This window comes from Microbispora siamensis (genome assembly GCF_016863095.1).
GTDB lineage: Bacteria > Actinomycetota > Actinomycetes > Streptosporangiales > Streptosporangiaceae > Microbispora > Microbispora siamensis.
On record NZ_BOOF01000059.1, the window covers coordinates 1 to 24,524 of the forward strand.

A 24,524-nucleotide genomic window follows, 5' to 3' on the forward strand; every position below is an offset into this window, starting at 1 on the left:
GGAATCAACGATCGCCAGGCCCGTGGTGAGGAACGCGCCGACCTCGACCACGAACATCACCGGATTACGCCACAACGTCACCGGATTCAGCTTCCGCAACGCCTCAGGCAACGACCTCACGAGCTGCCGGGGATCGAGCAGACCACCGCCCACCTTGCCGCCCTTCCCGGGAGCGGGTGCGCGGCCCGGAGCTTCCGGCGCCTGGAGCACTGTCATCACTGGATTCCTTCTGCGAGGGGGCCGAGTGCCAGAGCGGGGAGGAAGGTCAGCGCCACCACGATGATCGTCACGCCGACGACCATGCCGACGAACTGCGGGCGGTGGGTGGGCAGCGTGCCCGCCGAGGCCGGCACGGGGGCCTGCCTGGCCAGCGACCCGGCGAGGCCGAGCACGAAGACGATCGGCAGGAACCGGCCGAAGGCCATGCACAGCCCGAGCGCGGTGTCGTACCAAGGGGTGTTCACGGTGATGCCGGCGAACGCCGACCCGTTGTTGTTGGAGGCGCTGGTGAACGCGTAGAGCACCTCGGAGAGGCCGTGCGGCCCGGAGTTGAGCATGCTCGCCCGCTGCTCGGGCGAGGCCATGGCCAGCGCGGTGCCCACGAGCACGAGCGCGGGCGTGGTCAGGAAGTACAGCGAGGCCAGCTTGATCTCGCGCGAGCCGATCCTCTTGCCCAGGTATTCCGGCGTACGACCCACCATCAGACCGGCCACGAAGACGGTGATCACCGCCAGCACGAGCATGCCGTACAGGCCGGAACCGACGCCGCCGGGCGCCACCTCGCCCAGCATCATGTTGACCATCGTCATCATGCCGCCGAGCGGTGTGAAGGAATCGTGGAAGGAGTCCACGGCGCCGGTCGAGGTCAGCGTCGTCGCGGTGGCGAACGTGGCGGAGTCGGACACCCCCAGCCGGACCTCCTTGCCCTCCAACGCCGCGCCCACCGCCTGCGGGACGGTCGCGTGCCCGGCGATCTCGAACGTGTTGGTCAGCGCCACACTGGCCAGCGCCAGCACGGCCATGACGGCGACGATCGCGTAGCCCTGGCGCACCTGGCCCGCCATCCGGCCGAAGGTGCGCGGCAGCGCGAACGGGATCACCAGGATCAGGACGATCTCCACCCAGTTCGTCCACGCGGTGGCGTTCTCGAACGGATGGGCGGAGTTGGCGTTGTAGAAGCCGCCGCCGTTGGTGCCCAGCAGCTTGATGGCCTCCTGGCTCGCCACCGGGCCCCCGGTGATCGCCTGGGTGCCGCCGGTCAGCGTCGTCACCTCGTGCGGCGCGGCGAAGTTCTGCACCACGCCCCCGGCCACCAGGGTCAACGCGCCCACGAAGGCGATCGGCAGCAGGATGCGGATAGTGCCGCGGACCAGGTCCACCCAGAAGTTGCCGAGGTTCTCGGTCTGGTTGCGGGCGAAGCCGCGCACCAGGGCGATCGCCACGGACATGCCGACCGCCGCCGACACGAAGTTCTGCACCGCCAGGCCGGCCATCTGCACCAGGTGGCCCATCGTGGACTCACCCGAGTACGCCTGCCAGTTGGTGTTCGTCACGAAGCTGACCGCGGTGTTCCATGCGACGTGGTCCGTCACTCCGGGAAAGCCGAGGCTCAGCAGCAGTTTGTCCTGCAGGCGCTGGAAGGCGTAGAGGAACAGGATCGAGACGGCCGAGAAGGCGAGCACGCCGCGGGCGTAGACGTTCCACCGCTGCTCGGCGTCCGGCCGGACACCGACGAGACGGTAGAGCACTCGCTCGACGGCCAGGTGCCGCGTGCCGCTGTAAACGCGGTACATGTAGTCGCCGAGCGGCCTGTGCGTCAGCACCAGGGCGACGACGAGGGATCCGATGAACACGATCCCGGCCGTGGTCGGCGACATCAGAAACGCTCCGGGAACAGCAGGGCCGCGATCATGAAGATCACCAGGCCGGCGGCCACGACCAGACCCACGGCGTTGACAGCGCTCACAGGCGCTCCACCGCCTTCACCACCAGCCCGCAGATCGCGAATATCGCGACCGTCAGGGCGACGAAGATGACGTCAGCCATCTCACTTCCTCAAATCCGGATGCTTGCCTGACCGCCGGATAGACGGCCATGAATCAGCAAAGCGCCGGATTCAAGAAGTGTTGATGCTCTTGATGCCTCCCATACGACGGGTGCCGGAACATTTACGCCGTCTCTACGCGGCCGTTCTGGGACCAAGAGGGGTCGCGCTGTCCCGAAGACACGACCCGGCTGGCGGCGCTCCATCAACGCCGCGTCAGCTTTCCGCGGTCCGGCGTCGAGATTCCGTAGCGATGGCGTTCCCGCTGGTCGCGCGGGTTCTAGCGTCGCCTTCGTAGAAGTCCTCTGGAAGGCATGACATGCTCGAAGATCCGTTATATGTGCCGGTTCGCCGCAGTACGTTCTCCCTGGCGCTGCGCCTGTTCCGGACGGCCGCGGGCAAGCGGACGGCGGTGGCCTTCACCTCGCCGCTCCGGCTGAAGAAGGTGCTGGGCGGCGACCAGGACTGGATCCGTCTGAGCGAGCCCGCGCTGCGGAGCATGATCAATGACCTCAGCGGAATCGGCATCGTGATCGACCCCGCCGGCACGACGAGCCGGCCGATCTCCAGGACCGCGTGATGTGCATCCTCCAGCAGAACCTCACCGACCAGGATGACCGGTTCGGGCAGCTGCCGACGGCCGGGAACCCGCTCTCCGGCGAAGAGAAGATCACGGGGATCCCGGCGCTCACCTGCGCGTTCCCCGAGCGGAAAGCTGGTGACGCCGCCATGACGTCGTACAGGTGCACAGTTCGGGATTGATATGACGCCATCATGATGTCATGATGGCGTCATGGATCTAGCGCCTTATGTCGATCACCTCCGGCGCGAACTCGCGATGGTCGCCGGGGCCGGCGGCGAGGAAGCCCGTGCTCTGGCCGAGCGCCTCGCCGCGACGCTCGAATCGGCCACCCGGCTCGCGCTGTTGGAGGCTCTGTCCGCCGCAGCGGACGAGATCACCCAGGACCTCGCACCCGGCTCGGTCGAGGTGCGCCTACGCGGGCGCGATCCCGGTTTCGTCGTGACGCCACCACCCCAGGGCGCCCGCTCGTACGAGGGGGAGGGGGAGATCGGGCAGGTCGAGAGACCGTCCGCCCCGCCACCACCCCCGGACGCCGACGAGGGCGGGACGTCCCGGATCTCGTTGCGGATCCCCGAACACCTCAAGCCGCGCATCGAGGAGGCGGCCACACGCGAGGGGCTGTCGGTCAACGCCTGGCTGGTCCGCGCCGTCGCCGCCGCGCTCGACTCCGGCAACGCGGCCCGCCGTTCCGGGCGGCGGCCGGCGCAGCAGACCGGCAACCGCTACAGCGGTTGGGTGCGCTGATGGCCGGCGACAAGAAAGCCGGAGTGTGGACCTTCGAGACGGCACGCCCCATCCTCGCCGTCCTCGACTTGGCGACCGCCACCGTCCGGATCAACGCGAGCGACCGCACCGACACCGTCGTCGAAGTCCGCCCGAGCGACGAATTCAACGACGCCGACGTCGAGGCCGCCCGGCACATCCAGGTGGACTACGCCGATGGCAGGCTCCTCGTGCGGACCGACAAGGAGCACGCGGGCTCCGCCTCCGGCTGGGGCCTTTCGCTCGGCAAGCTCGTCGAATCGCCCACGAACTGGGCGCGTTCGCTGCTGCTCGGCCCGGGCTCGGCCGACGTGACGATCGACCTGCCGGCCGGCTCCCGCCTCGACGCCAAGACGGCGGGGACCATCCTGTGCCGGGGACCGCTCGGCGAGGTGACGCTCACCACCTCCTATGGCGACATCCGGATCGAACAGGCCGGTCGGCTACGGGTGAAGAGCACCCACGGCGAGATCTCGGTCAGCCGCGCGTCCGGGCACGCCGAGGTCACCACGACCCACGGCGGCATCCACATAGGCGAGGTCGACGGCACCGCCGCGGTCAAGACCTCCCACGGCGCCGTCCGCATCCGCGAGGTGACCGGCGAACTACGGCTGAACAGCGCCCACGGCGACATCACCGTCGACCGCGCCCTGGCCGGCGTCGCCGCCAAGACCGCGTACGCCAGCGTGCGGATCGGCGAGGTGGTGTCCGGCTCGGTCGTCATGGAGACGACGGGCGGCGGCCTGGATCTCGGGATCCGGGAGGGCACCGCCGCCTGGCTGGACGTGAGCTCCACGTACGGCACCGTGGACGTCTCCCTCGACCCCAGCGACGCCCCCGGCCAGACGGACCGGATCGTCGAGGTGCGGACCCACACCACCTATGGCGACGTCGTCATCCATCGTTCCTGACAACCGAGGAGAATCCCATGCCAGACGCGATCGTGGCCGAGGGCTTGGTCAAGAAATACGGCGACGTGGCCGCCCTCGACGGAATGGAGCTGACCGTCCCCGAGGGAACGGTGTTCGGGCTGCTCGGCCCGAACGGTGCCGGCAAGACCACCACGGTGCGAATCCTCACCACGCTGCTCAAGCCGGACGCCGGTCGCGCCACGGTGGCCGGGTTCGACGTCGTCCGTGACGCCCACCGGCTGCGTGCGCACATCGGCGCCTCCGGCCAGTACGCCGCCGTGGACGACCACCTCACCGGCGCGGAGAACCTGGAGATGGTCGGCCGCCTCTACCACCTGGGCACCAGGAGCAGCAGGCAGCGCGCCCGCGAGCTGCTGGAACGCTTCGACCTGGCCGACGCGGCCGACCGGCCGGTGCGAGGCTACTCGGGCGGCATGCGACGCCGGCTCGACCTGGCCGGCGCGCTGGTCGCCAACCCGCCCGTGCTGTTCCTCGACGAGCCCACCACCGGCCTGGACCCCCGGGCCAGGATCGGGCTGTGGGACGTCATCGCCGAGCTCGTCGCGGGCGGCACGACGGTGCTGCTCACCACCCAGTACCTGGAGGAGGCCGACCGGCTCGCCGACCGCATCGCGGTGGTCGACCACGGGCGCGTGATCGCGCTCGGCACGGCCGACGAGCTGAAGGACCAGGTCGGCGGCGACCGGATTCACCTGTCGGTGACGAGCACGGCGAACCTGGAGAGCGCCGCCAGGACGCTGGCGCCGCTGGCCGTCGGGGACATGCAGATCGACGCCGCCGCCTTGCAGGTGACGATTCCGGTGGCCGGCGGCGCGGCCACGCTGACCGAGGCACTCGGCCACCTGGCCGCCGAGCGGATCACCGTACGCGATGCCGGCCTGCGCAGACCGACTCTGGACGACGTGTTCCTGAGCCTCACGGGACACCAGGCCGACGAGAACACCAAGGAGACCGTCCGATGAACACCCTGCGGCTGGCCGTCGCCGACGGCGTGACGATCACCAAGCGCAACGCCCTGAAGATCCGGCGAGCCCCCGACCTGCTGGGCGGCGTGGTCATGCTCCCGATCGTGTTCGTGCTGCTGTTCACCTATGTCTTCGGCAGCATGATCAGCCTGCCCGGCATGTCGTACGGGGAGTACCTGCTGCCCGGGATCTTCGTCATGACGATCGTCACCAGCGCCCAGATCACCGGCTACACACTGACCCAGGACCTGCAGAGGGGCATCTTCGACCGGTTCCGTACCCTGCCGATGTCGCCCTCGGCGGTGCTGACCGGCCAGACCGTCAGCGACGTGATCATGAACTTCACCAGCATCGCCACCATGGCGATCGTCGGGCTGCTCGTCGGATGGCGCATCCACAGCTCGCCCTTCGAGGCCGCCCTCGGGTTCCTGATGCTGCTGCTGTTCGCGTACGCCTTCTCCTGGGTGACGGCCACGGTCGCGCTGGCCCTGCGCACGCCCGAGGTCTTCAACAACATCGCCACCATCCTGTCGTTCCCGCTGGTCTTCCTGTCCAACGCCTTCGTCGACAGCACGCGGCTGCCGGGGCCGCTGAAGCCGATCGCCGAATGGAACCCGGTCTCCACACTCGTCCAGGCCGCCCGCGAACTGTTCGGCAACACCAGCCCGGCCCTCCCGGTGCCCGGCGCCTGGCCACTGCGGCATGCGGTGCCGGTGTCGCTGCTGTGGTCGGTCCTGCTCCTGGTCGTATTCGTGCCGCTGGCCACGCGGCTGTACAAGAGAGCCGTCAGTCAATGAGCCACGCGATGGGACACGTCCCCGACCGGGAGCGTGACAGGGCGGTGGAGCTGGTCCAGCAGGCGTACGCGGACGGCCGGCTCGGCCCCGCCGAGCTGGAGCAGCGGCTCGAACTGGCGCTCACCGCCGCCTCCTCCCACGAGCTGGAGCCGGTCGTCGCCGACCTGCCGGACGAGGTGGTCCGCATCGCCGCCACCGGCGGGCGCATCACCCGGACGGGCGACTGGCACGTCCCGCGCCGGCTGCGCATCGAGTCCGAGTACGGCCGAGTGCGGCTCGACCTGTCCCAGGCCCACATCCCGTATACGCGGATCGACATCGAGCTGTGGCTCGCGTACGGCGGAGCCACGATCACCCTGCCCCCCGGCGCGAGCGCGAACGCCGACGGGGTGCGCATCGGCTGGGGCAAGATGACCTGCAAGGCGGCGGGCCGCCAATATCCCGGCAAGCTGCACGTCCAGATCACCGGCGAGCTCCCCTACGGCCGCCTCACCATCCGCACCGCGCGAAGGTGACTCGGCAGGCCCCGCCGACGCGAAGCACTGCTAGCCGACGTGGACGTGGGGCCTGCGCTCGAGGTCCGGCTCCGCCTTGCGCAGCACCTCGCGGGTGAGCGGGGGCACGTCGCCGCCGCCGAACACCAGGTAGCGCAGCATGGCGAGCACCGGGTTCCCCTCGGCCCAGTGGAAGTAGATGTGCGGCACCGCACCGGTGCGGTCGCGGAGGTGGAGCAGGAGCGCGGCCAGAGAGTTCGGCACGGCGGAGCTCTCGATCCGCAGGATCCTGTGCCCGTAGCGCTCCTCGCCCCGGACGTGCAGTTCCGTCTCGAACTCCGAGGCGTCCGGCACGGTGACCTCGACGAACATCACCGGCTCGTCGCTGCGCAGCCGGTGGTTGATCCACTGCTCACGGAGCTTGTCGTTGTACTCGTCCTGGTCACGTTGATGGGGCTCGTTGGCGATCAGGTGGATCAGGCCGCCGGCCCCGTTCACCCACTGCTCGGCCAACGGGTCCAGGTCGACCTCGGTGACCCGTAGTTCCGTGGAGCGGGTGGCCCGGGAGATCACCGAGGTGATGATGATCGCGGCGATGAAGAAGGAGGCGATCTTCACGCCGTCCGGCCGCTCGACCACGTTGTCCACCAGCGTGTAGGCGAGGACCGCCGCGATCAGCCCGAAGCCGATCGAGGCGGCCGTCTGGCCCTTCCTGAACGCCGACAGCGTCACCGCGACCGCCGCCGACAGCATCAGCACCAGCACCCCTGTGGCGTACGCGCCGCCCTGGGCGTCCACGTCGGCGTCGAAGATGATCGTGATGGCGAACGCGATCGCCGAGAAGACGAGCACCAGGGGCCGCACCGCACCGGTCCATTCGGGCGCCATGCCGTACCGGGGAAGGTAGCGCGGCACCAGATTGATCAGGCCCGCCATCGCCGAGGCGCCCGCGAACCACAGGATCGCGATCGTGGAGACGTCGTACACACTGCCGAACCACTCGCCGAGGAACCTGTGCGCCAGATAGGCCAGCGCACGGCCGCTCGCCTTGCCGCCCTCCCCGAACTCCTCGTGCGGGATCAGCATGGTCGTGACGAAGCTGGAGAAGATCAGGAAGACGCTCATGACGAGCGCGGCCACGGTGAGCAGCCGCTTGGTGCCCTTGATCCGCTCTCGTACGTCGCCCCTGACGACCGGCATCACGGCCACGCCCGTCTCGAAGCCCGACATTCCCAGCGCGAGCTTCGGCATCACCAGCAGCGACAGACCGATCATGGCCAGCGGACCGCTGTAGCCGGCGTCCAGCGTGTGCGTCCAGTCGACGACCACCTGGGGCGCCTGGAGCACGTGGATGATCGAGGTGACCACGACGACGGCGTTGAGCCCGAGGTAGACGAGGACGAGGATCACCGCGATACCGATCGCCTCGGTGAAGCCCATCAGGAACACCCCGCCGAGCAGGGCCAGCAGGAACAGCGTGACGGGCACCCGCTGCCCCTCGAGCCAGTGTGGCGCGAACGGGTTCTCCAGGATGTGCGCGGTGGCGTCGGCGGCCGACAGCGTCATGGTGATGACGAAGTCGGTGGCCGCGAACCCGAGCAGGGCCAGGACGAACAGCTTGCCCCACCACTGCGGCGCCAGCTTCTCCAGCATCGCGATCGAGCCCTGGCCGTACGGACTCTCGGCGGCCACCCGGCGGTAGACCGGCAGCGCGCCCAGCAGCGTGAGCGCGACCAGGAAGACCGTGGCGAGCGGAGACAGGAACCCGGCCGCGAGCGCCGCGATCCCCGGCTGGTAACCGAGCGTGGAGAAGTAGTCCACACCCGTCAGGCACATCACCCGCCACCACGGGTGCTTCGTGTGCGGCCCGTGCTCGATCTCCTTGCGATCGGTCTGGAGACCCTCCAGCAACCAGGCGCGCACCGGACCCGCCGGCGTGGCGACAGAACGTGCCAACCTGGCCACCTCCGGCATCAAGGACGCGTAAAGCAACGGATGCACACTACTGGCGCATTCGCCGGCATCAGCGGGGACAGGGCGTCAAGAAGACGTCAAGAGCGGAAGTCGTTCGATCACAAAGCGTGACGGCAGGGCGCTCCCGGTTTCGACGTTCGAGGAATGTCAGCCGGGCGTCAGATTCGGCGGGCTCGCCGTAGGAATCGCGTCAGGATCGCCCTCCCATCGGCCGACCCGTGCTTAGCGTGTCGTATGTCCCATTTTCGGGTTGTCTGCCCGTTCAGTGCGGCCAGGCCGTTCAGGAGGCGATGTGCGGTGACATCTCTCGACGACGTCGACAGGTCGCTGCTCCAGGCGCTGGCGCGGGACGGCCGCGCTCCGGTGCGGGCCCTCGCCCGCGACCTCGCGCTCGGCGACAGCACCGTCTCCGTCCGGTTGCGCAGGCTGCGCGACAGCGGAGCGCTGGCCGCCGTCCGCGTCGAGGTGGACCCGGCGGCGTTCGGCCGCCCGATCCAGGCCGTCGTACGTGTCCGGCTGCGCCACGACGTGACGTGCGGAACCTACGAGCGGCGGCTGCGTGAGATGCCCGCGGTGCTCAGCGCGCTGGTCCTGCTCGGCGACGCCGACGTCGAGGTACGGCTGGCCTGCCGGAGCATGGACGACCTCGAAGTGGCGGTGGCGACGCTCCGCGAGGCGGGCGCCGACACCACCTGCACCCAGATCGTGACCCGTACGGTCACCGGACTCGGCCAGGCGCTCCTGGCGGAGAAGAGAACGAAATGAGCCTGCTGATCACACCTTCGCCTGCGACGGAGACGGCCGACGGCCCCTGGCCGGCCGGCGCGCGGTTCGGCGCCGACGGGCATGCGGAGGTCGGCGGCGTCGACCTGACGAAGGTGGCCGGGCGCTTCGGCACCCCGGCTTACGTCATGGACGAGGCGGACGTGCGTCTGCGCTGCCGTGCCTACCGCGCCGCGCTGCCCCGGGCCGAGATCGCGTACGCCGCCAAGGCGTTCTGGTGCCGGGCCATGGCCGCCTGGATCCGGTCCGAGGGGCTCGCCCTCGACGTGTGCTCGGCCGGTGAGCTGGCCGTGGCGAGGGCCGCAGGCTTCCCGGCAGAAAAGATCATCTTCCACGGCAACGCCAAGACCCCGGCGGAGTTGCGCGCCGCGGTGGACGAGCGCGTCGGCCGCATCGTCGTCGACGACCTCACCGAGATCAACCGCCTCGCCGCGCTCGTCCCCGCCGGGATGCGGCAGAAGGTGCTGGTGCGGGTGATTCCCGACATCGAAGCCGGGGCGCACGCCGCCATCCGCACGGGCGGGGAGGACCACAAGTTCGGGCTGTCGATCGCGGCCGGTGTGGCGAGGGAGGCGGTCAACCGGATCCTCCGCCAGCCGCGCCTGGAGCTGGTCGGCCTGCACTGCCACCTGGGATCCCAGATCGTCGCCGCCGAGCCGTACGAGCAGAGCGCGCGTGTGCTGGTGGAGCAGCTCGCGCGGATCCGCGACGCGCACGGAGTGACGCTGCCCCAGCTCGACCTCGGCGGCGGTCACGCGATCGCGTACACGAGCGGGCAGGCCGGCCTGGCTCCCGCACGGCTCGGCTCACTGGCGGCGACCGTCGAGAGGCGCTGCGCCGGGATCGGCCTGCCGGTGCCGCGGCTGACCGTCGAACCCGGACGGGCCATCGCCGGGCCCGCCGGCGTGACGCTCTATCGGGTGATCGCGGTCAAGAAGGGGCTGCGCCGTACGTACGTCGCGGTCGACGGAGGCATGAGCGACAATCCCCGGCCCGCGATGTACGGCTCGCGGTACGAGATGCGCATGATCGGCCGGGCGACGCACGAGGGCGAGCGCGACTTCACGGTGGTCGGCCACCACTGCGAGAGCGGGGACACGCTGGCCGAGGCCGTCGCGCTGCCCGCCGACATCCGCCCCGGAGACGTGCTCGCCGTCGCCGCCACCGGCGCCTACAACCACTCGATGGCCTCCACGTACAACATGACCGGGCGCCCGCCGGTCGTCGCCGTGAGCCGGGGCAAGGCGCGCCTCGTCGTCCGCCGCGAGGGCCTCGACGACCTGCTGCGCCGCGACGTCGGCCTCTGAGAACGCATGGGGAAGATCGTGCACGTCTCGTCGGCGGAGCGCGTCCTGACGGCCGCGCTCCTGGTGATCGTCGCCTGTGCGACCAGCGTGATCGTCAGCGCGCTCCTGACCCGCGACGCGGACGCCTACGCCGACGGCCATCGGCGGGTGACCGCCCAGGTCGTACGGGTGCTCCGGACCCCCGTCGCCGCGGCCCGGTCCGCTCCTCTGCCCGCTACGGTGGTGGAGGTCGTCTGGACCGGCCGGGACGGCCGTTCCCACACGGGCAGAACGGTGACGACCTCCGGGCATCAGGCGGGGGACCGGCTGGCCCTGTGGGTCGACGCCGGGGAGGAACCGGCCCCCGGCCCCTCGCCGACCGCCGTGGTCGTCGTGGTCGCTCTGCTGGCGGGACCGGCCGCGGCCGGCGGCCTCTGGACCGCAGGCCACCTCGTGCGGTCGGGGCGCCGGGCGTGGACCGCGCGGCGTGCCGTGGCCGGGTGGGAAGGTGAATGGCGGACCATCACGGCCAGAGGACGCTGAGAGCGGCGACGGTCACAGCCATCCCCGCCTCTTGAACACCATGTAGAGAACTGCGGTCTCAGCGACCTGCCCCTCTCCTGGGTCGGCGGGCGGCCAGCTCGACTCGGACGAACAGGACGGCCAGCACGACCAGCACGACCGACGGGGCCACGAGCCACAGCCAGCGCTGCGCCCACCAGCCGGCGGTTGGCTGCGCCGGCAGGGTGCCACCCAGCCCTTCGTAGGCCCAGAGCACCACCAGGTAAGCGGTCATGTGCCAGAGAAAGATGGTCAACGCGCCCACGTTGAGTGCCACCACCGGCTTCCAGACAGCCGGCCGGCGCAGCAGGCGCTCGGCGGCCGGCGGCCGGCGTGACCAGGATCAGCAGCCCGAGTTGAAAGACGGCCAGGGCGGCGATGGCGGCGTTGGTGGGGAAGAGATTGGATTCGGTGCCGACGGTGCTCACCATCGAGCGGGGGTAGCCCGCTCCCACCGTCAGCGCGACCAGCGCGGCCAGTCCGGCCCCGGCAACCGCCAGCCGCTGCGCCGGCGGACGCCGCCCCAGCTCCCAGCTGCGCCACGCATAGCCGAGTTGATGGCAGAACAGCCACACCAGCGCGGCGGTCGCCCAGCCCGCCCAGTCCAGGCCGGCGCCGCGGTGCGCCACGCTGCCGAGGGCGATCAGCAGCACGAGCGCTACCAGGACCCAGGCTCCGTAGCGGGCGTGCAGGCTCGTGGTGATCGGCACTGCGGCGATCAGCAGGCCGTACACGCCCAGAAACCACAGCGGCGTCAGGTAGCCGGGGAACCACTCCCACATCCACCGGTGCGGGCCGGGCAGGGCGGCCGCGATCAGCTCGCCGGCGAGCCAGACCAGAGCCCAGATCGCAGTCGGCCAAAGCAGCCGGCGCAGCCGGTCTCGGACGAACTGACCGGCGGTCGTCCCGCGCGTCTGGGCCCGTCGCCAGCCGACCAGGTTGGCGTACCCACCGACGAGGAAGAACACCGGCATGATCTGCAACACCCAGGTGGCCAGCCAGCCACCAGGCACGGCATGGATGGGGTTGGGCATGGTGAGGCTGCCGTCGGCGGTGCGGTGGGTGACCGAAAATGTCCAGTGCCAGAGGGTGACCACCACGATGCACAGCGCGCGGGCGGCGTCGACCACCCGGTCGCGGGACGCCGGCGTGGCCGCCACCAGCCGGTCCAGCGTCGACCGCTTGTCCGCGACCCGGCGGGTCTGCCGGTCTTGGCGCCTGGGGCTCAGCGGTACAGCTCCTCGATGTCGGCTGCGAAGTCCTTGTGGACCAAGGCGCGCTTGACCTTCAGGGTCGGGGTCAGATAACCGTTCTGTTCGGTCAGGTCGACGGGAAGGATCCGGAACCTGCGGATCGACTCAGCCCGGCTCACCGCCGTGTTGGCCTCGTCCACGGCCGTCTGCAGCGTGGCCAGCAGATCCGGATCGTCGCGAAGCTCGGCCGGGCCGGCCTGCTCGGGCCTGCCGACGGCCCGCTTCCATGACGCCAGCGCCTCGGTGTCCAGGGTGATCAGCGCGGCGGTGTACGGCCGCCGGTCGCCGACGACCACCGCCTGGCTGATGAGCGGATGGGTGCGCAGGCGGTCCTCGAGCGGCTCGGGGGCGAGGTTCTTGCCGCCGGCGGTGACGATGATCTCCTTCTTGCGGCCTGAGATCGTCAGGAACCCGTCCTCGTCCAGAGCGCCGACGTCGCCGGTGCGCAGCCAGCCGTCGGCGGTCCGGCTCTCCCTGGTCGCCTGCTCGTTGCGCCAGTAGCCCTGGAACAGGATCGGGCCCTTGATCAGGATTTCGCCGTCGCCGGCGATCCGGATCTCGACCCCGGGCAGGGGTGGCCCCACCGTGCCGATCTTCATCGCGTGGGGCAGGTTCACGGTCGCGGCGGCGCTGGTCTCGGTCAGCCCGTAGCCCTCCAGCACGGTGACGCCGATTCCCCGGAAGAAGTGGCACAGCCGTGTGCCCAGCGGTGCTCCGCCGGAGATCGCGTAGCGGACTCGGCCGCCGAGCGCGGCCCGCAGCCTCCGATACACCAGCCGGTCGGACAGGCGATGTGCCAGGCGCAACCGCCGGCTTGGCCGCCCGTCGTCCAGCGCCTGGCTGTAGGCCACGGCGGTCCGGTCGGCCCAGGCGAAGATCCTGCCCTTGCCCTCGGCCCGGGCCCGCTGCTGAGCATCGTTGTAGACCCGCTCGAACACCCTGGGCACCGCCAGCAGGAACGACGGTTCAACAGCGGCCAGGTCCTCGGTCAGCCTGGACTGGTCGGCGCTGTGCGCCAGGCAGATCCCCTGCTCCACGCAGGCCACCTGGATCACCCGCGCGAACACGTGCGCCAGCGGCAGGAACAGCAGGGTCGAGGCGTTCTGGCCGAAGATCCGCCCCAGTCCGTCGATTGCGATGCGAACCTCGTACAGCAGGTTGCCGTGGCTCAGCATGCAGCCCTTCGGGCGGCCGGTGGTGCCGGAGGTGTAGATGATCGTCGCCAGGTCGTCGGCCGACACCGCCCGGCGGCGCTCAAGTAGCCGGGCGTCGTCCATGTCTCGCCCGTCCTCGCGGAGACGGTCCAGCCCGCCGCCGTCGATCTGCCACACCCGCAGCGGCCCGGACAGGCTCGCGGCCACGTCCTCGATCAAGCGGCGATGCGACTCGCGCTCGACCACCGCGGCGACCGGCCCGGCGTCCTCCAACACCCAGCGGACCTGCTCGGCCGAGGAGGTCTCATAGATCGGGACCGGCAGCGCTCCCACCGTCCACAGGGCATAGTCCACCACCGTCCACTCGTAGCTGGTGGCGGCCAGCAGGGCGATCCGATCGCCCGGCTGGATCCCGGCGGCGAGGAAGCCGGCAGCCAGGCTGCGAACGTCGGCCGCGAACTGCCTGGCCGACACCGGACGCCAACTGGCGGCCGACCGGCGCTGGAACAGAACCATGTCGCCGTCCACCCGGTCGTCGGCGAACACCACGTCGGCGAGCTGGGCGTCTGGGGCGACGGTCACCGAGGGCGGGGCCATATGGACACGCATCGTCCATCCTCCTGTGAGGAAAGGCCAACCAGGCGGACTGCGACACCGGGCGCCGCGTGTACTGCTGCGAGAAGCCGTCAATTGTGTTGGTTTCCGCACGTCATCAGGCACAAACGTGGAAGGCCGCACGACGGCGCCGCACCGTCACCGCGGACGTGGTGAACCGGCTCGCCCGTCCCACCGACGCCGACATCGCTGCGGTAGACGCGTGGTGGCGTGCCAACAACTATCTGACCGTCGGCCAGATCTACCTGATGGCCAACCCACTGCTACGCGAGCCGCTGGCCGGCGAGCACATCAAGCCACGGCTGCTCGGACACTGGGGCACCAGCCCTGGCCTGGCGCTGGTGTATGCGCACGCGTCCCGGCTGATCCGGCACACCGGGGCACAGATGATCTACCTGGCCGGTCCCGGGCACGGCGGCCCGACGCTGGTCGCGGCCGGCTACCTGGAGGGCGCGTACACGGAGATCTACCCGAACATCACCCTGGACGAGGTGGGGCTGCTGCGGCTGTTCCGCCAGTTCTCCGCGCCCGGCGGAATCCCCAGCCATGCGTCGGTGCCGACCCCGGGCTCGATCCACGAGGGAGGTGAGCTCGGCTACGTGCTGCTGCACGCGTTCGGCGCGGTGATGGACAACCCGGATTTCATCGCCCTGGCGGTGGTCGGCGACGGGGAGGCGGAGACCGGTCCGCTGGCGGGGTCGTGGAACGGGATCTCCTTCCTGAACCCGGTTCGCGACGGCGCGGTGCTGCCGGTCCTCCACCTGAACGGCGCGAAGATCGCCGGGCCGACCCTGCTGGCCCGGAAGGACCGCGACGAGGTCCGGTCCCTGCTGACCGGGCACGGGTATGAGGTGATCGAGGTCGACGGTGACGACCTGCCCGGCATGCACTATCGGTTCGCCGACGCGCTGACGCGGGCGTGGGCGTCGATCAAGGCGATCCAGGCGGCGCGCACCACTGCCGGAGGTGCGGGACTGGTCACTGGGCGACTGGGCAGAGCAGGGATGAGGGCGCTCCCGAAGGCCGCTGACCAGGGAAGACAGGCGGCTCGTCGAAATGGGGTCGTCCCTACCGTCGGGGCCCGCGCAAAGGGCTCCTGCCTACGGAGGTGAGCGCGTCATGGTGTTCGACCAGACAGATCTATACGAGCTGGCGACCTTCGGCGACGAGGTCGGTGTGCTGTCGCTCTACACCACGATGGAGCCGGGCACGCAGGCCGGGCGGACCCGGCTGCGCAACGAGATCGCCGCGCTGCGCCAGGAGCTGGCCGCAGGCCCCGACCAGGATCTGGCCAGGCTCGTAGGCCTCCGCCTCGACCTGTTGGAGCCGCAGATCACCGAGCTGCTCGACCCGGCCGGTCCCGGCCTCGGGCGTGCCCTGTTCGCGCAGGTGGCCGGTGACGAGGTACGCACCGAGTGGCTTCAGCTCCCGGTGGGTGACCTCGCCATCCTCAAGGAGCACGCTTACCTGCTGCCGCTCGTCACCGCCGTACAGGCCGACAAGCCCGCCGGGGTGGCCAGGGTGGGGCGTGACGGCGTGCGGCTGTTCGACTGCCGGTACGGCCTGGCCGAGGAGCTGGAGCCGGTCACCTTCGACCTGGCGACCGCGGGCTCGTCCGGAGAGGAGCCGACGACGCTGCCCGGGCTCTCCCAGCGGGACATCCACCCCAGCCGCTTCGACCAGCGCGTCGAGGAGCACCTGACCAAGTTCCTACGCGAGTCGGCCCCGCACGTGGCCGAGCAGGCCCGGCGGCTGGACTGGGAGACGCTGCTGCTGGTGGGCGACCCCCGCGACACCTCCGTGCTGGGCGAGGCGCTGCCGGTCGGCCCGGAGATCGTCCAGGTGGACGCCGTGCTCGATCCCGCCCTGTCGCCGTCGGAGGTGCTGGAGTTCGTCCGCCCCACTCTCGACGAGGTGCGGGCCAGGAATGACGCCGCCCTGGCCGTACGCGCCCGGGACCTGGCCCTGTCGGGCGGTAACGGCGCGGTCGGCCTCGACGACATCCTCTCCCTGCTGCGGCAGGGCCGGGTCGAGCACCTGCTGCTCGACGAGGCGGGCCAGTGGAACGCCGAGCCCATGGGCGTCACCCCCGAGGAGCTGGAGGAGGAGATGATCGAGCTCACCTACGAGTACGGAGGCGACGTCACCGTGCTGGAGACCGGAGCGGCGGAGGAGCTCGCCGAGGCGGGCGGAGTGGCCGCGATGCTGCGCTGGTGAGCCCACCCATGTCGACGCCGGTTCGCGCGTCGTGCCGGTAGCGCTGCCCCCAGGTCCCGCCTCGTTGCTGTCCTTTCGATGCAGGCGGGTGGGGTACGGGACTGCGGGTTCCGGTTGCTGCGGCGATCACTTTCGTCGCTACCGCATGGTCTTGGTCAGGCGGTAGCGCGCGGGCGGGATGCCGTACCGATCGAGGAAGCTCTGCCGGAGGCTTTCAGTCGTGCCGAAGCCGCAACGGGCCGCGATGGCGGCCATGGGCAGGGATGTGGAGACGAGGAGATGGGCGGCGGCCTCGGTGCGGGCCCGGCGTACGAACCGGCCTGGGCTCTGGCCCAGGTGCTTGAGGAACAGGCGGGTGAGATGCCGCTCGCTCACGCCCGCGTCGGCCGCCAGGGAGGCCGTGGTCAGGTCGCCGTCCAGGTGGCCCGTGATGTGGTCGACGACGCGCTTGACCAGGCTGTCGCTCGGCGGCGGGCTTTCCGTGAACATGCTCATCTGGGCCTGGTTGCCGGGTCGCTGCAGGTAGGCCACCAGGTAGCGGGCCACCTCCCGGGCGAGCGGGGCCCCGTGATCCTCTTCGATGAAGGCGAGCGTGAGGTCGAGGGCGCTCGTGACCCCGGCGGCCGTGGCGACGTTGCCGTCGCGGATGAAAATCGGCTCGGCGTCGACGGTGATCTCCGGGTGACGGGTGGCGAGTACGTACCCGTACTTCCAGTGAGTGGTGGCCCGGCGCCCGTCGAGCAGGCCGGCGGCGGCCAGCACCGCCGCGCCCGTGCACACCGAGGCGACGCGGCGACTCTCCCGGGCCAGACGGCGGACGTGGCCGACGATCACTTGGCTGGCGGCGGCGTCCTCGTGCCCGATTCCCCCCGACACCACGAGTGTGTCCAGCGGTCCGGTGATGTGCTCGAGGGCCTGCTGTCCCTGCAGCGTCAACCCGCTCGCGCAGGTGATGGGCAGGCCTGACGGGGTGGCCAGGCACACGTCGTAGAGCGGCACGGCGCCATGCAGGTTCGCCATTATCAGGCTGGACGTCACGCATGAAATGTCCAGCAACTCCGCCGCATGGTATCCGAGCACGACCACACGTCGTTGAGTCATGGCACGACTCTACGTCGGGAAGACACACAGCCAAGGTTTCCGGACCTGTTTCCGGCCCCCTCGTTGGCGCTTTCTCACACCGCCGGGACAGTTGAGCCAGGCCTCGGACGGAGCTCAATACGCGCCCTGGTGCCGGGGCTATGGAACGGGATATTCCAAAACCCTCCGAGAAAGGACCGGAATGTCAGCCGAGCCACGATTCCACAAAAGCACTGGATCCGCACGTCGCGCTCTTCGTTTGAGTGTCGCCGCCGCGCTGGGTCTGGCCGTACTCCTCAGCGGCCCTCCTGCTGCCGCGGCGCAGGGCGACCCGATCGCGGATGCGCTCGCCCGAGTGGCGGACGGGACCTACACGAACGAGGATCTGGAGTTGCTCAAATCCGATCCGGAGATCGCCGCGCAGGTCCCGGACCCCACGAAACCCGATGAGTCCAGTACAACCACGAACGACGACGCGAGCACGCACGCCATTTGCGGTGCGTACGCGGACGTCTGGTTCCGTAAGCGGAGCCTGCTCGGGTCGACCATATACGTGTGGCATCACCGCGTCGTCTACTGCCGCGACGGCTCTCGGGTGACCTCCTGGCAGAATCGCTACGACTACCTGAGCGACGCTCAGAGCATTGTTTACATGCGAGAGTTGCAGGTGAACCAAGCAGGCGGAATCGGGACGACATCGGCATGGTCGCATCTGCAACGCCATCTGGAGTACTGCGTGGTGAAGTACGGATGCTATGCCAGCATGAAGCCGTGGTCGCGTATCACGGTCCACGGCAACGCGACGTACAGCTACACGGGTTCGGCAGGATGAGCCGACGATCGTCCGGGCTCGACCGGGTGAGCTTCCGGCCGTGAGCGGCGCTCCTGGCGGAATCGCGACCGGTGAGGACATCGGGCGCAGGCGAACGCCGGCTGCCTTTGTTCGCTTCGCGGCGGACCTCGGCAGCCGGTGTTTCCGCTCGTCCCGGGAATGGGCCCCGGAGGACGTGGTTGTGCGTGCGGGCTATCGGCTGTCCGTCGCCAGGCGCACCGCCAGCGCGGCGAAGACGGTGCCGGAGATCCGGTGGAGCCATCTCTGGACGGCCGGGCGCCCGCGGACGAGGTCGCCCAGGCGGCCGGCCAGCAATCCGGCGGAGGCGTCGACCGACAGGCCCACGACGATGAACAGCGCGCCGAGGAAGAAGAACTGCGCGGTCACGCTGCCCCGGGCCGGGTCGACGAACTGCGGGAAGAACGCCAGGTAGAAGGCGATCACCTTGGGGTTGGCGAGGTTCGTCAGCACGGCCTTGCCGTACACGCGTCCCAGCGGCGCCCTGGGCTCCTGCCCGGGGACGTCCTGGTCGCGGCGGGCGGCGAGGAACGACGTGACGGCCAGGTAGACCAGGTACGCGGCTCCGGCGACGCGGATGACGTCGAAGACCGTGGGAAAGGCGCTCAACAGCGCCCCCAGGCCCAGCGCCGCCAGTGTGGTGTGCACGGCCAGTCCCGTGGACATGCCGACCGCCGCGAGCACGCCCGCCCGGGGCCCTGATGCCAGGCCGGTGGCGGCGATGAACAGCATGTCGGGGCCGGGCACGATGGAGACGACGAGGGCTGCCAGGCAGAACGTGACGACGATGTGGGGATCGACAATCATAGGTCGACCCTAGTGCTCGGCTCCATGAGCTCCTCGAGGGTGAGGCCGGGGACGTCGGCGCGTCCGCTTCTGCGGGGCCGGCTCCTGCTTCGGCGGTTCCGGACGTTCGATGCGGGTGGGGTTGCCGCGTACGAGGTCGTCGTGGACGCGCCAGCGGCCGGTGACGGCGGCGCGTTCCGCCGCCTCGTCGCCGCGCTCGATGGCCTGTCGCAGCAGCCGTATGGCGATGCGGCGATTGAGGCTGAACTGCCGCTCGGCGTCGACAACGACGACGATCCCCGTGGGCCGGTGGGTCGCCCGTACCGCCGTGCTGGCCTTGTTGCGATGTTGACCGCCGGGGCCGCCGGTGCGGCACGCGACGATGTCGACGTCTGCTTCCGCGAACGTCGTGCGCGGGGTGTCGACCTGGCACGGTTGCGCGATGACGTACCAGTTCTTCCGGCCGGTGCCGGCCCGGTATGGGCTGGGGGCCTGCCAGCACAGGGTTCCGGTCCACGAGGCGGCGAATGCCTCGGCGCCGTCTCCTGTGATCTGGATGAGGACCGATCGGTAGGTGCCGGCCCGGTCACCGGGGACGGTTCGGACCCGATGGGTCTCCAGATTGTGCCGGGTGGCGTCGGCTTCGAGGCGGTGCAGCAACTGGGCCAGCGCCCAGGCGCACTCCTGTGGGCCACGCCCGGCTGACAGGAGCAGGTGGACGCTCACGGCCTGCCTCGCTTGCGGCGGTGGTCCCGGTGGTCCTTTTGGGGTGTGGACCCGAGGTCGGGCGTCTTGTAGGTGACCAGAGGGATGGTGGTGGCCACGGGCGTGGCCAGGTCATGGTCGACGAGGTCGGCGATGACCTGCTCGATGCGCTTGTAGGCCGTCGGTGCCTCCTCGAAGAGGAGTTGGCGGTCGCCGCACACCACCAGCGACCCCATCGGTGTGCGGCGCAGCTCTTCGACCGTGTGCTTGGCCCGGCCCCGGCGCAGGGCGTCCGCACGGGACATCTTGCGGCCCGCGCCGTGCGCAACGGAATGGTTGGCGTGCGGCCCGGCGTGGCCGGCCACGAGGTAGGAAGGGGTGCCTCGCGTACCGGCGACGAGCACGTCGCGGCCGTCGCCCGGCGCCGCCCCCTTGCGGTGCAGGTAGATCCCGTCGCGGACCTCGACCAGGTTGTGGCACTGGTCGAGGATCGGCTCGGTGGGCTCGGTCCCCAGCGCGTGGGCGACCCGGGCGGCCAGCAGCCGCCGGTTGAGTGATCCCCAGCGTACGGCGTCGTCATGCATCGCCAGGTAGGCGCCGGGGTCAGGGGCGTGGCCCGCGCCGTGGAGCTCAGTGTGTGCTCGCAGGATCTGTTCGCCCAGCCCTCGGGAACCGCTGTGGACGATCAGGACCGTGTCGTCGGCGGCGAGTCCGAGACGGCTCGCGTGGCCCGGCTCGAAGACGGTTCCGATGCGCGCCAGCTCGACGAAGTGGTTGCCTCGGCCGACCGTCCCGAGGCCTTCGAGGTGACCGGCGGGAATATCGCCCTTCACGACGGCCCAGGCCGGGTCATCCGCATCCTGCTCAGGATGCAGCGCGCGATCGAGATCGGGGAACCGGGCGGCGAGCTTCTCGGGTACGGCGCGCTTGAGCTTGACGGGGAACACGGCGATGCCGCAACCGATGTCGGAGCCCACCAGGAACGGGTACAGCCTGGTCGACGCCATGGCGGCGCCGATGGGGGCGCCCTTGCCGGGGTGCAGGTCCGGCATGGCGGCGACGTGCATCATGCCGTCGAGGGCGGCCACCTGGTGGCACTGCGCGACGGCATCGGACTCGATCCAACTGGTGGGGGAGGCGAACACGGCGACGGTGGCCGACCCCGTGGCCGGGATGGACGGCGGCGGAAACTCCTGCCGGGAGTGTTGCTGAGACAAAGACGCTCTCTTCGCTGAACAGGTTCTGGGCTGGCGGCGTTACGGCGGGAGTCGGCGCCGTGGCATCTCGAAAAGCAGCGGGGTGCTGTCCATCAGAGCATCATGGACACAACGTTTCCTGAGCCCTCCGCGCGAGGCAAGCGATTTTCGGCCGTACGGACTTGCACGCCTGCACACCCTCACTCAACGACATGCGGGTGCGCCGTGGTCGACACGCTGAGGCAGCCGTCCCTCCTCGTCAGCCGCTGTGCGAGCAGGGTCCAGAGTGCGCGGACGTCTTCGTCGGCCTTGTCGCGAAGTTCGCTCAGGGTCGGCTGTGCAATGGCGGACTTGGCGGAGGCGGCTGCGGTGCGTCCGTACACGGCCGGGGCGAGTGCACGATTGCGGTTCCGCCGACGTCGCGCCACCGCAATCGTGCCGGCCACCCTCCTTGATGTCAGGCCGGGTTGCTCGTATCCTCCGCCCGGTCAGGTCGGAAGATCTCCTCGATGGTCAGGCCGAAGACGTCGGCGATGGTGAACGCCAGAGGCAGGCTGGGGTCGTACCGCTCGGTTTCGATGGCGTTGATGGCCTGCCGGGAGACGTGGCATCGATCGGCCAGGTCGGCTTGGCTCCATCGGCGAGCTGCACGCAGTTCGCGTAGTCGGTTCTTCATATTGCGCCCTCACCGGTGCAGGCGGGTACGCAGGTCCGCGATCAGCAGCCAGATCGCCACGCCACCGAGGAGGATCAACTGCGCGAGCTGGTGGAGCCGGATGATGCCTGCGGCATCGAGCAGGGTGGCCACCTGCAGCCCCACGAGGACTGCGGCGAACGCAATGGCCATGCTCTCCAACTGAATCCTGCGCAGGTATTCGTCTGCGCGCCGGAATGCCCGCAGCAGCACCCAGGCCACCGCGAGGGTGAACACGGTGGTGGTCGCGATCCACCAGGCCTTCTGGGCGGTGCTCTGATCGGGGGTGCTGCCCAGCGCCAGGGCTATTACCCCCAAAGTAGACACGGGTATGCCGTCGATGAGCACAGCGCGGCGGGCCGCACGTGTCACCTGGTCCTGCTGCACCTGCTTTGTCATGCGTTGAATGTAAGGTTTCCCTTCCATAAAGTAAAGCACCGTTGACGCGGTGGAAGGGAAACCTTACATTTTGAGCCCAACTCAGCGTAGAACCCGCAGGCCATGCCCCGTCCGGCGGTCGCCTCCGGGCACCGGTCGGTATGACCGCCCCGGCGTACAGGGCGCGATCACACGCGCAGCAGGGCCTTGACGGCGCGGCGCTCGTCCATGGCCTTGTAGGCGTCCGCGGCCTGGTCGAGCGGGAGGCGGAGGTCGAAGACCTTGCCGGGGTCGATCCGGCGGTTCCAGATCAGGTCGATCAGCTCGGGCAGGTACCGGCGCACCGGGGCCGGGCCGCCGTGCAGGTGGACGTGGGAGAAGAACAGCTCCGTGCCGTCCAGCCGGACACCGTGGGCCACTCCCACGTAGCCGACGTGCCCGCCCGGGCGGGTGGCGCGGATGGCCTGGAGCATCGACTCCTGGGTGCCGACCGCCTCGACGACCGAGTGCGCGCCCAGCCCGCCGGTCAGCTCCTTGATCCTCGCCACGCCGTCGTCGCCGCGCTCGGTGACGATGTCGGTCGCCCCGAACTCCAACGCGAGCTTCTGCCGCGGCTCGTGGCGGCTCATGGCGATGATCCGCTCCGCGCCGAGTTGCCTGGCCGCCAGCACCGCGAGCAGGCCGACGGCGCCGTCGCCGACGACCGCCACCGTCTTGCCGGGGCCGGCCTGGGCTGCCACCGCGCCGAACCAGCCGGTGCCGAGCACGTCGGACGCGGCCAGGAAGCTCGGGATCAGGTCGTCGCCGGGGACCTCCGGCGTCGCGACGAGCGTGCCGTCGGCGAGCGGGACGCGCAGCCGCTCCGCCTGGGCGCCGAGCGGCCCCATGAGTTCGCGCCGGATGCAGGAGGTCTGGTAGCCGGCCCGGCAGATCTCGCAGGTGTTGTCCGAGGCGAAGAACGACCCGACCACGAACTGTCCGGGCCTGACCGAGGTCACCTCGCTGCCGACCTCCTCCACGATGCCCGCGTACTCGTGGCCCATCGGGGACGGGCCGCCGACGGCGTCGATCCCGCGATACGGCCACAGGTCGGAACCGCAGACACAGGTCGCGGACAGGCGGATGACCGCGTCGGTCGGTGCGACGATCCTCGGGTCCTCGCGCTGCTCCACCCGGACATCGCCGGGGGCGTGCATCACGACACCACGCATTCGATTGCTCCTTACGTGTCGGGGTCGTACGAGTCCGTCACGGACGGACCGGATAGGGGCACCCCTCCGCACTGCGGTCACGGCAGGGAGGGAAGTGCCACGCCATCCAGGTAACCGGCTTCCCGCCTGCCCAGGGAGTGCCTGGTGAGGGGTGTACCGGCAGTACATCCCTTCCACCGGGCGCGAGCGCGTACCGTCGAAGAGTGGACAACCGCGAAGAAGTCCGCGAGTTCCTCGTCTCGCGGCGCGCCAAGATAACCCCCGAGCGGGCCGGGCTGCCCGCCGGCACCAGGCGCCGCGTTCCCGGGCTGCGCAGGAGCGAGGTCGCGGCGCTGGCCGACGTCAGCGTCGAGTACTACGCCAAACTCGAGCGCGGCAACCTCGCCGGCGTGTCCCCCGGCGTTCTCGAGGCCGTCGCCCGCGCGCTCCAGCTCGACGACGCCGAGCGGGCCCACCTGCTCAACCTCGCGCACGCGGCCGACGGCTTCGACGCGCTCGCGAGGCCCCGGCAGCGCGCCACCAGGCAGTGGGCGCCGCACCGGAGCCTGCAGTGGACCCTGGACGCGGTCACCGCCGGGCCGGCGTTCGTCCGCAACGGCCGCATGGACCTGCTGGCCGCCAACCGGCTCGCGCGTGCCTTCTACTGCGACTTCTACGCCACCGGTCAGCGGCCGCCGAACCTCGCCCGCTTCACCTTCCTGGACCCGGCGTCCCGCCGCTTCTACCTCGACTGGGACCAGGCCGCCGACATGACCGTCGCCATCCTCCGCACCGAGGCCGGCCGCGACCCCCACGACAAGGAGCTCCACGACCTGGTCGGCGAATTGTCCACCCGCAGCGACGCGTTCCGCGTCCGGTGGGGCGCCCACAACGTCCGCCGCCACGGCACCGGCGTGAAGAGGTTCCACCACCCTGTTGTGGGCGACCTGACCCTCGCCTACGAGGGCCTGGAGATGGCCGCCGCTCCCGGCCTCACCCTCACCGTCTACACCGCGGAACCGGGCTCGCCCTCGGAGGAAGGCCTGCGCCTGCTCGCCTCCTGGGCCGCCACCCAGGAAGCCGGCTCCCGCACGCAGCAGCTCTCGACCGGCTGACGGTCAGGAGCCGCCGGACACCCACGCCGTACGATTTATCCGGGTTCGCCGGGCGGAGTATCCTGCTGCGCACGTGTCACCGACCTTCCCCCGCACCTCTCGGGACCCGC

At 70.2% G+C, this 24,524-nt stretch carries 26 protein-coding genes and 1 pseudogene; 13 read left to right on the forward strand and 14 right to left on the reverse strand.

The features are described 5' to 3' along the window. The 3 genes from Msi02_RS37510 to kdpF all read right to left on the reverse strand — a co-directional run. On the reverse strand, positions 1 to 216 hold a 216-nt coding region (locus Msi02_RS37510), incomplete at its 3' end, for a hypothetical protein (protein ID WP_204052530.1). Then, positions 216 to 1,877 (reverse strand): potassium-transporting ATPase subunit KdpA, encoded by a 1,662-nt coding sequence (gene kdpA, locus Msi02_RS37515; protein ID WP_204052531.1) that lies wholly within the window; start codon positions 1,875 to 1,877, stop codon positions 216 to 218. The genes kdpA and Msi02_RS37510, both read right to left, overlap by 1 nt. After that, positions 1,877 to 1,966, reverse strand: coding sequence for a K(+)-transporting ATPase subunit F (gene kdpF / locus Msi02_RS37520; protein WP_182876072.1), 90 nt, complete (start codon positions 1,964 to 1,966; stop codon positions 1,877 to 1,879). Before kdpF ends, kdpA begins: the two co-directional genes overlap by 1 nt. Positions 1,967 to 2,363: 397 nt before the next feature. Here kdpF and Msi02_RS37525 point away from each other — a divergent pair, with 397 nt between their 5' ends. The 6 genes from Msi02_RS37525 (at position 2,364) to Msi02_RS37550 (ending at position 6,598) form a co-directional block, all read left to right on the forward strand. Beyond that, positions 2,364 to 2,624, forward strand: coding sequence for an SAV_915 family protein (locus Msi02_RS37525; protein ID WP_079317359.1), 261 nt, complete (start codon positions 2,364 to 2,366; stop codon positions 2,622 to 2,624). A 213-nt stretch (positions 2,625 to 2,837) separates the two neighbouring features. Next, entirely contained in the window at positions 2,838 to 3,371 is a 534-nt protein-coding gene (locus tag Msi02_RS37530; RefSeq protein ID WP_204052532.1) for a toxin-antitoxin system HicB family antitoxin, read from the forward strand. Continuing rightward, on the forward strand, positions 3,371 to 4,300 hold the full coding sequence (locus tag Msi02_RS37535; protein ID WP_204052533.1) for a DUF4097 family beta strand repeat-containing protein: 930 nt from the start codon (positions 3,371 to 3,373) through the stop codon (positions 4,298 to 4,300). Before Msi02_RS37530 ends, Msi02_RS37535 begins: the two co-directional genes overlap by 1 nt. 17 nt (positions 4,301 to 4,317) lie before the next feature. Then, the gene (locus tag Msi02_RS37540; RefSeq protein WP_204052534.1) at positions 4,318 to 5,283 is read left to right on the forward strand and encodes an ATP-binding cassette domain-containing protein; all 966 of its coding nucleotides are present in this window, start codon (positions 4,318 to 4,320) and stop codon (positions 5,281 to 5,283) included. After that, on the forward strand, positions 5,280 to 6,083 hold the full coding sequence (locus Msi02_RS37545; RefSeq protein ID WP_204052535.1) for an ABC transporter permease: 804 nt from the start codon (positions 5,280 to 5,282) through the stop codon (positions 6,081 to 6,083). Before Msi02_RS37540 ends, Msi02_RS37545 begins: the two co-directional genes overlap by 4 nt. Before the next feature lie 8 nt (positions 6,084 to 6,091). Next, positions 6,092 to 6,598, forward strand: coding sequence for a DUF1707 SHOCT-like domain-containing protein (locus tag Msi02_RS37550; protein WP_239109115.1), 507 nt, complete (start codon positions 6,092 to 6,094; stop codon positions 6,596 to 6,598). Positions 6,599 to 6,628: 30 nt separating this feature from the next. On the opposite strand, the gene Msi02_RS37555 is transcribed toward Msi02_RS37550, so the two are convergent. Next, positions 6,629 to 8,542, reverse strand: a complete 1,914-nt coding sequence (locus tag Msi02_RS37555) for an APC family permease (RefSeq protein WP_373308342.1) — start codon at positions 8,540 to 8,542, stop codon at positions 6,629 to 6,631. 306 nt (positions 8,543 to 8,848) lie between these two features. Between Msi02_RS37555 and Msi02_RS37560 the strand changes: the two genes are divergently transcribed. Genes Msi02_RS37560 through Msi02_RS43665 form a run of 3 tightly spaced genes read left to right on the forward strand, consistent with a single transcriptional unit; the run spans position 8,849 to position 11,163 of the window. After that, positions 8,849 to 9,316, forward strand: coding sequence for an Lrp/AsnC family transcriptional regulator (locus tag Msi02_RS37560; RefSeq protein WP_204052537.1), 468 nt, complete (start codon positions 8,849 to 8,851; stop codon positions 9,314 to 9,316). Further along, complete coding sequence (lysA, locus tag Msi02_RS37565) at positions 9,313 to 10,641, forward strand: diaminopimelate decarboxylase (RefSeq protein ID WP_204052538.1); 1,329 nt, start codon at positions 9,313 to 9,315, stop codon at positions 10,639 to 10,641. The genes Msi02_RS37560 and lysA overlap by 4 nt, the downstream gene beginning before the upstream one ends. A gap of 6 nt (positions 10,642 to 10,647) precedes the next feature. Continuing rightward, positions 10,648 to 11,163, forward strand: a complete 516-nt coding sequence (locus Msi02_RS43665) for a hypothetical protein (protein ID WP_239109118.1) — start codon at positions 10,648 to 10,650, stop codon at positions 11,161 to 11,163. A gap of 58 nt (positions 11,164 to 11,221) precedes the next feature. Here Msi02_RS43665 and Msi02_RS43670 read toward each other — a convergent pair whose 3' ends face one another. From Msi02_RS43670 to Msi02_RS37575, 3 genes and pseudogenes are all read right to left on the reverse strand, one after another. Next, positions 11,222 to 11,437 carry a hypothetical protein gene (locus tag Msi02_RS43670; RefSeq protein ID WP_239109119.1) on the reverse strand — a complete coding sequence of 72 codons (216 nt, stop codon included), beginning with the start codon at positions 11,435 to 11,437 and terminating at the stop codon, positions 11,222 to 11,224. A 142-nt stretch (positions 11,438 to 11,579) separates the two neighbouring features. Further along, positions 11,580 to 12,341: pseudogene (locus Msi02_RS44675) on the reverse strand (acyltransferase family protein); the annotation flags it as partial. 65 nt (positions 12,342 to 12,406) lie between these two features. Beyond that, positions 12,407 to 14,197, reverse strand: a complete 1,791-nt coding sequence (locus tag Msi02_RS37575) for an AMP-dependent synthetase/ligase (protein WP_204052540.1) — start codon at positions 14,195 to 14,197, stop codon at positions 12,407 to 12,409. 155 nt (positions 14,198 to 14,352) lie between these two features. Between Msi02_RS37575 and Msi02_RS37580 the strand changes: the two genes are divergently transcribed. Continuing rightward, the gene (locus tag Msi02_RS37580) at positions 14,353 to 15,315 is read left to right on the forward strand and encodes a phosphoketolase family protein (RefSeq protein WP_204052541.1); all 963 of its coding nucleotides are present in this window, start codon (positions 14,353 to 14,355) and stop codon (positions 15,313 to 15,315) included. A 7-nt stretch (positions 15,316 to 15,322) separates the two neighbouring features. Then, positions 15,323 to 16,420, forward strand: coding sequence for a baeRF10 domain-containing protein (locus Msi02_RS37585; protein WP_204052542.1), 1,098 nt, complete (start codon positions 15,323 to 15,325; stop codon positions 16,418 to 16,420). A gap of 138 nt (positions 16,421 to 16,558) precedes the next feature. Here Msi02_RS37585 and Msi02_RS37590 read toward each other — a convergent pair whose 3' ends face one another. After that, on the reverse strand, positions 16,559 to 17,521 hold the full coding sequence (locus Msi02_RS37590; protein WP_204052543.1) for a GlxA family transcriptional regulator: 963 nt from the start codon (positions 17,519 to 17,521) through the stop codon (positions 16,559 to 16,561). A 238-nt stretch (positions 17,522 to 17,759) separates the two neighbouring features. Between Msi02_RS37590 and Msi02_RS37595 the strand changes: the two genes are divergently transcribed. Then, positions 17,760 to 18,332, forward strand: a complete 573-nt coding sequence (locus tag Msi02_RS37595; protein ID WP_204052544.1) for a hypothetical protein — start codon at positions 17,760 to 17,762, stop codon at positions 18,330 to 18,332. Between the two features lie 192 nt (positions 18,333 to 18,524). Here the strand turns inward: Msi02_RS37595 and Msi02_RS37600 are convergent, their stop codons facing one another. The 6 genes from Msi02_RS37600 to Msi02_RS37625 all read right to left on the reverse strand — a co-directional run bounded on the left by Msi02_RS37600 (position 18,525) and on the right by Msi02_RS37625 (position 23,320). Next, positions 18,525 to 19,157 carry a LysE family translocator gene (locus Msi02_RS37600; protein WP_079317385.1) on the reverse strand — a complete coding sequence of 211 codons (633 nt, stop codon included), beginning with the start codon at positions 19,155 to 19,157 and terminating at the stop codon, positions 18,525 to 18,527. Positions 19,158 to 19,166: 9 nt separating this feature from the next. Then, positions 19,167 to 19,862, reverse strand: a complete 696-nt coding sequence (gene prfH / locus Msi02_RS37605; protein WP_204052545.1) for a peptide chain release factor H — start codon at positions 19,860 to 19,862, stop codon at positions 19,167 to 19,169. Then, positions 19,859 to 21,058 (reverse strand): RNA ligase RtcB family protein, encoded by a 1,200-nt coding sequence (locus Msi02_RS37610; protein ID WP_204052546.1) that lies wholly within the window; start codon positions 21,056 to 21,058, stop codon positions 19,859 to 19,861. The genes prfH and Msi02_RS37610 overlap by 4 nt, the downstream gene beginning before the upstream one ends. Before the next feature lie 436 nt (positions 21,059 to 21,494). Continuing rightward, positions 21,495 to 21,713 (reverse strand): helix-turn-helix transcriptional regulator, encoded by a 219-nt coding sequence (locus tag Msi02_RS37615; RefSeq protein ID WP_079317389.1) that lies wholly within the window; start codon positions 21,711 to 21,713, stop codon positions 21,495 to 21,497. Positions 21,714 to 21,722: 9 nt separating this feature from the next. After that, a complete protein-coding gene (locus tag Msi02_RS37620; protein ID WP_079317391.1) occupies positions 21,723 to 22,130 on the reverse strand; it encodes a hypothetical protein in 408 nt (135 codons plus the stop codon). 167 nt (positions 22,131 to 22,297) lie between these two features. Beyond that, positions 22,298 to 23,320, reverse strand: a complete 1,023-nt coding sequence (locus Msi02_RS37625; RefSeq protein WP_204052547.1) for a zinc-dependent alcohol dehydrogenase family protein — start codon at positions 23,318 to 23,320, stop codon at positions 22,298 to 22,300. Between the two features lie 203 nt (positions 23,321 to 23,523). Here Msi02_RS37625 and Msi02_RS37630 point away from each other — a divergent pair, with 203 nt between their 5' ends. Continuing rightward, positions 23,524 to 24,414, forward strand: a complete 891-nt coding sequence (locus Msi02_RS37630; RefSeq protein WP_204052548.1) for a helix-turn-helix transcriptional regulator — start codon at positions 23,524 to 23,526, stop codon at positions 24,412 to 24,414. Positions 24,415 to 24,524 lie beyond the last annotated feature (110 nt).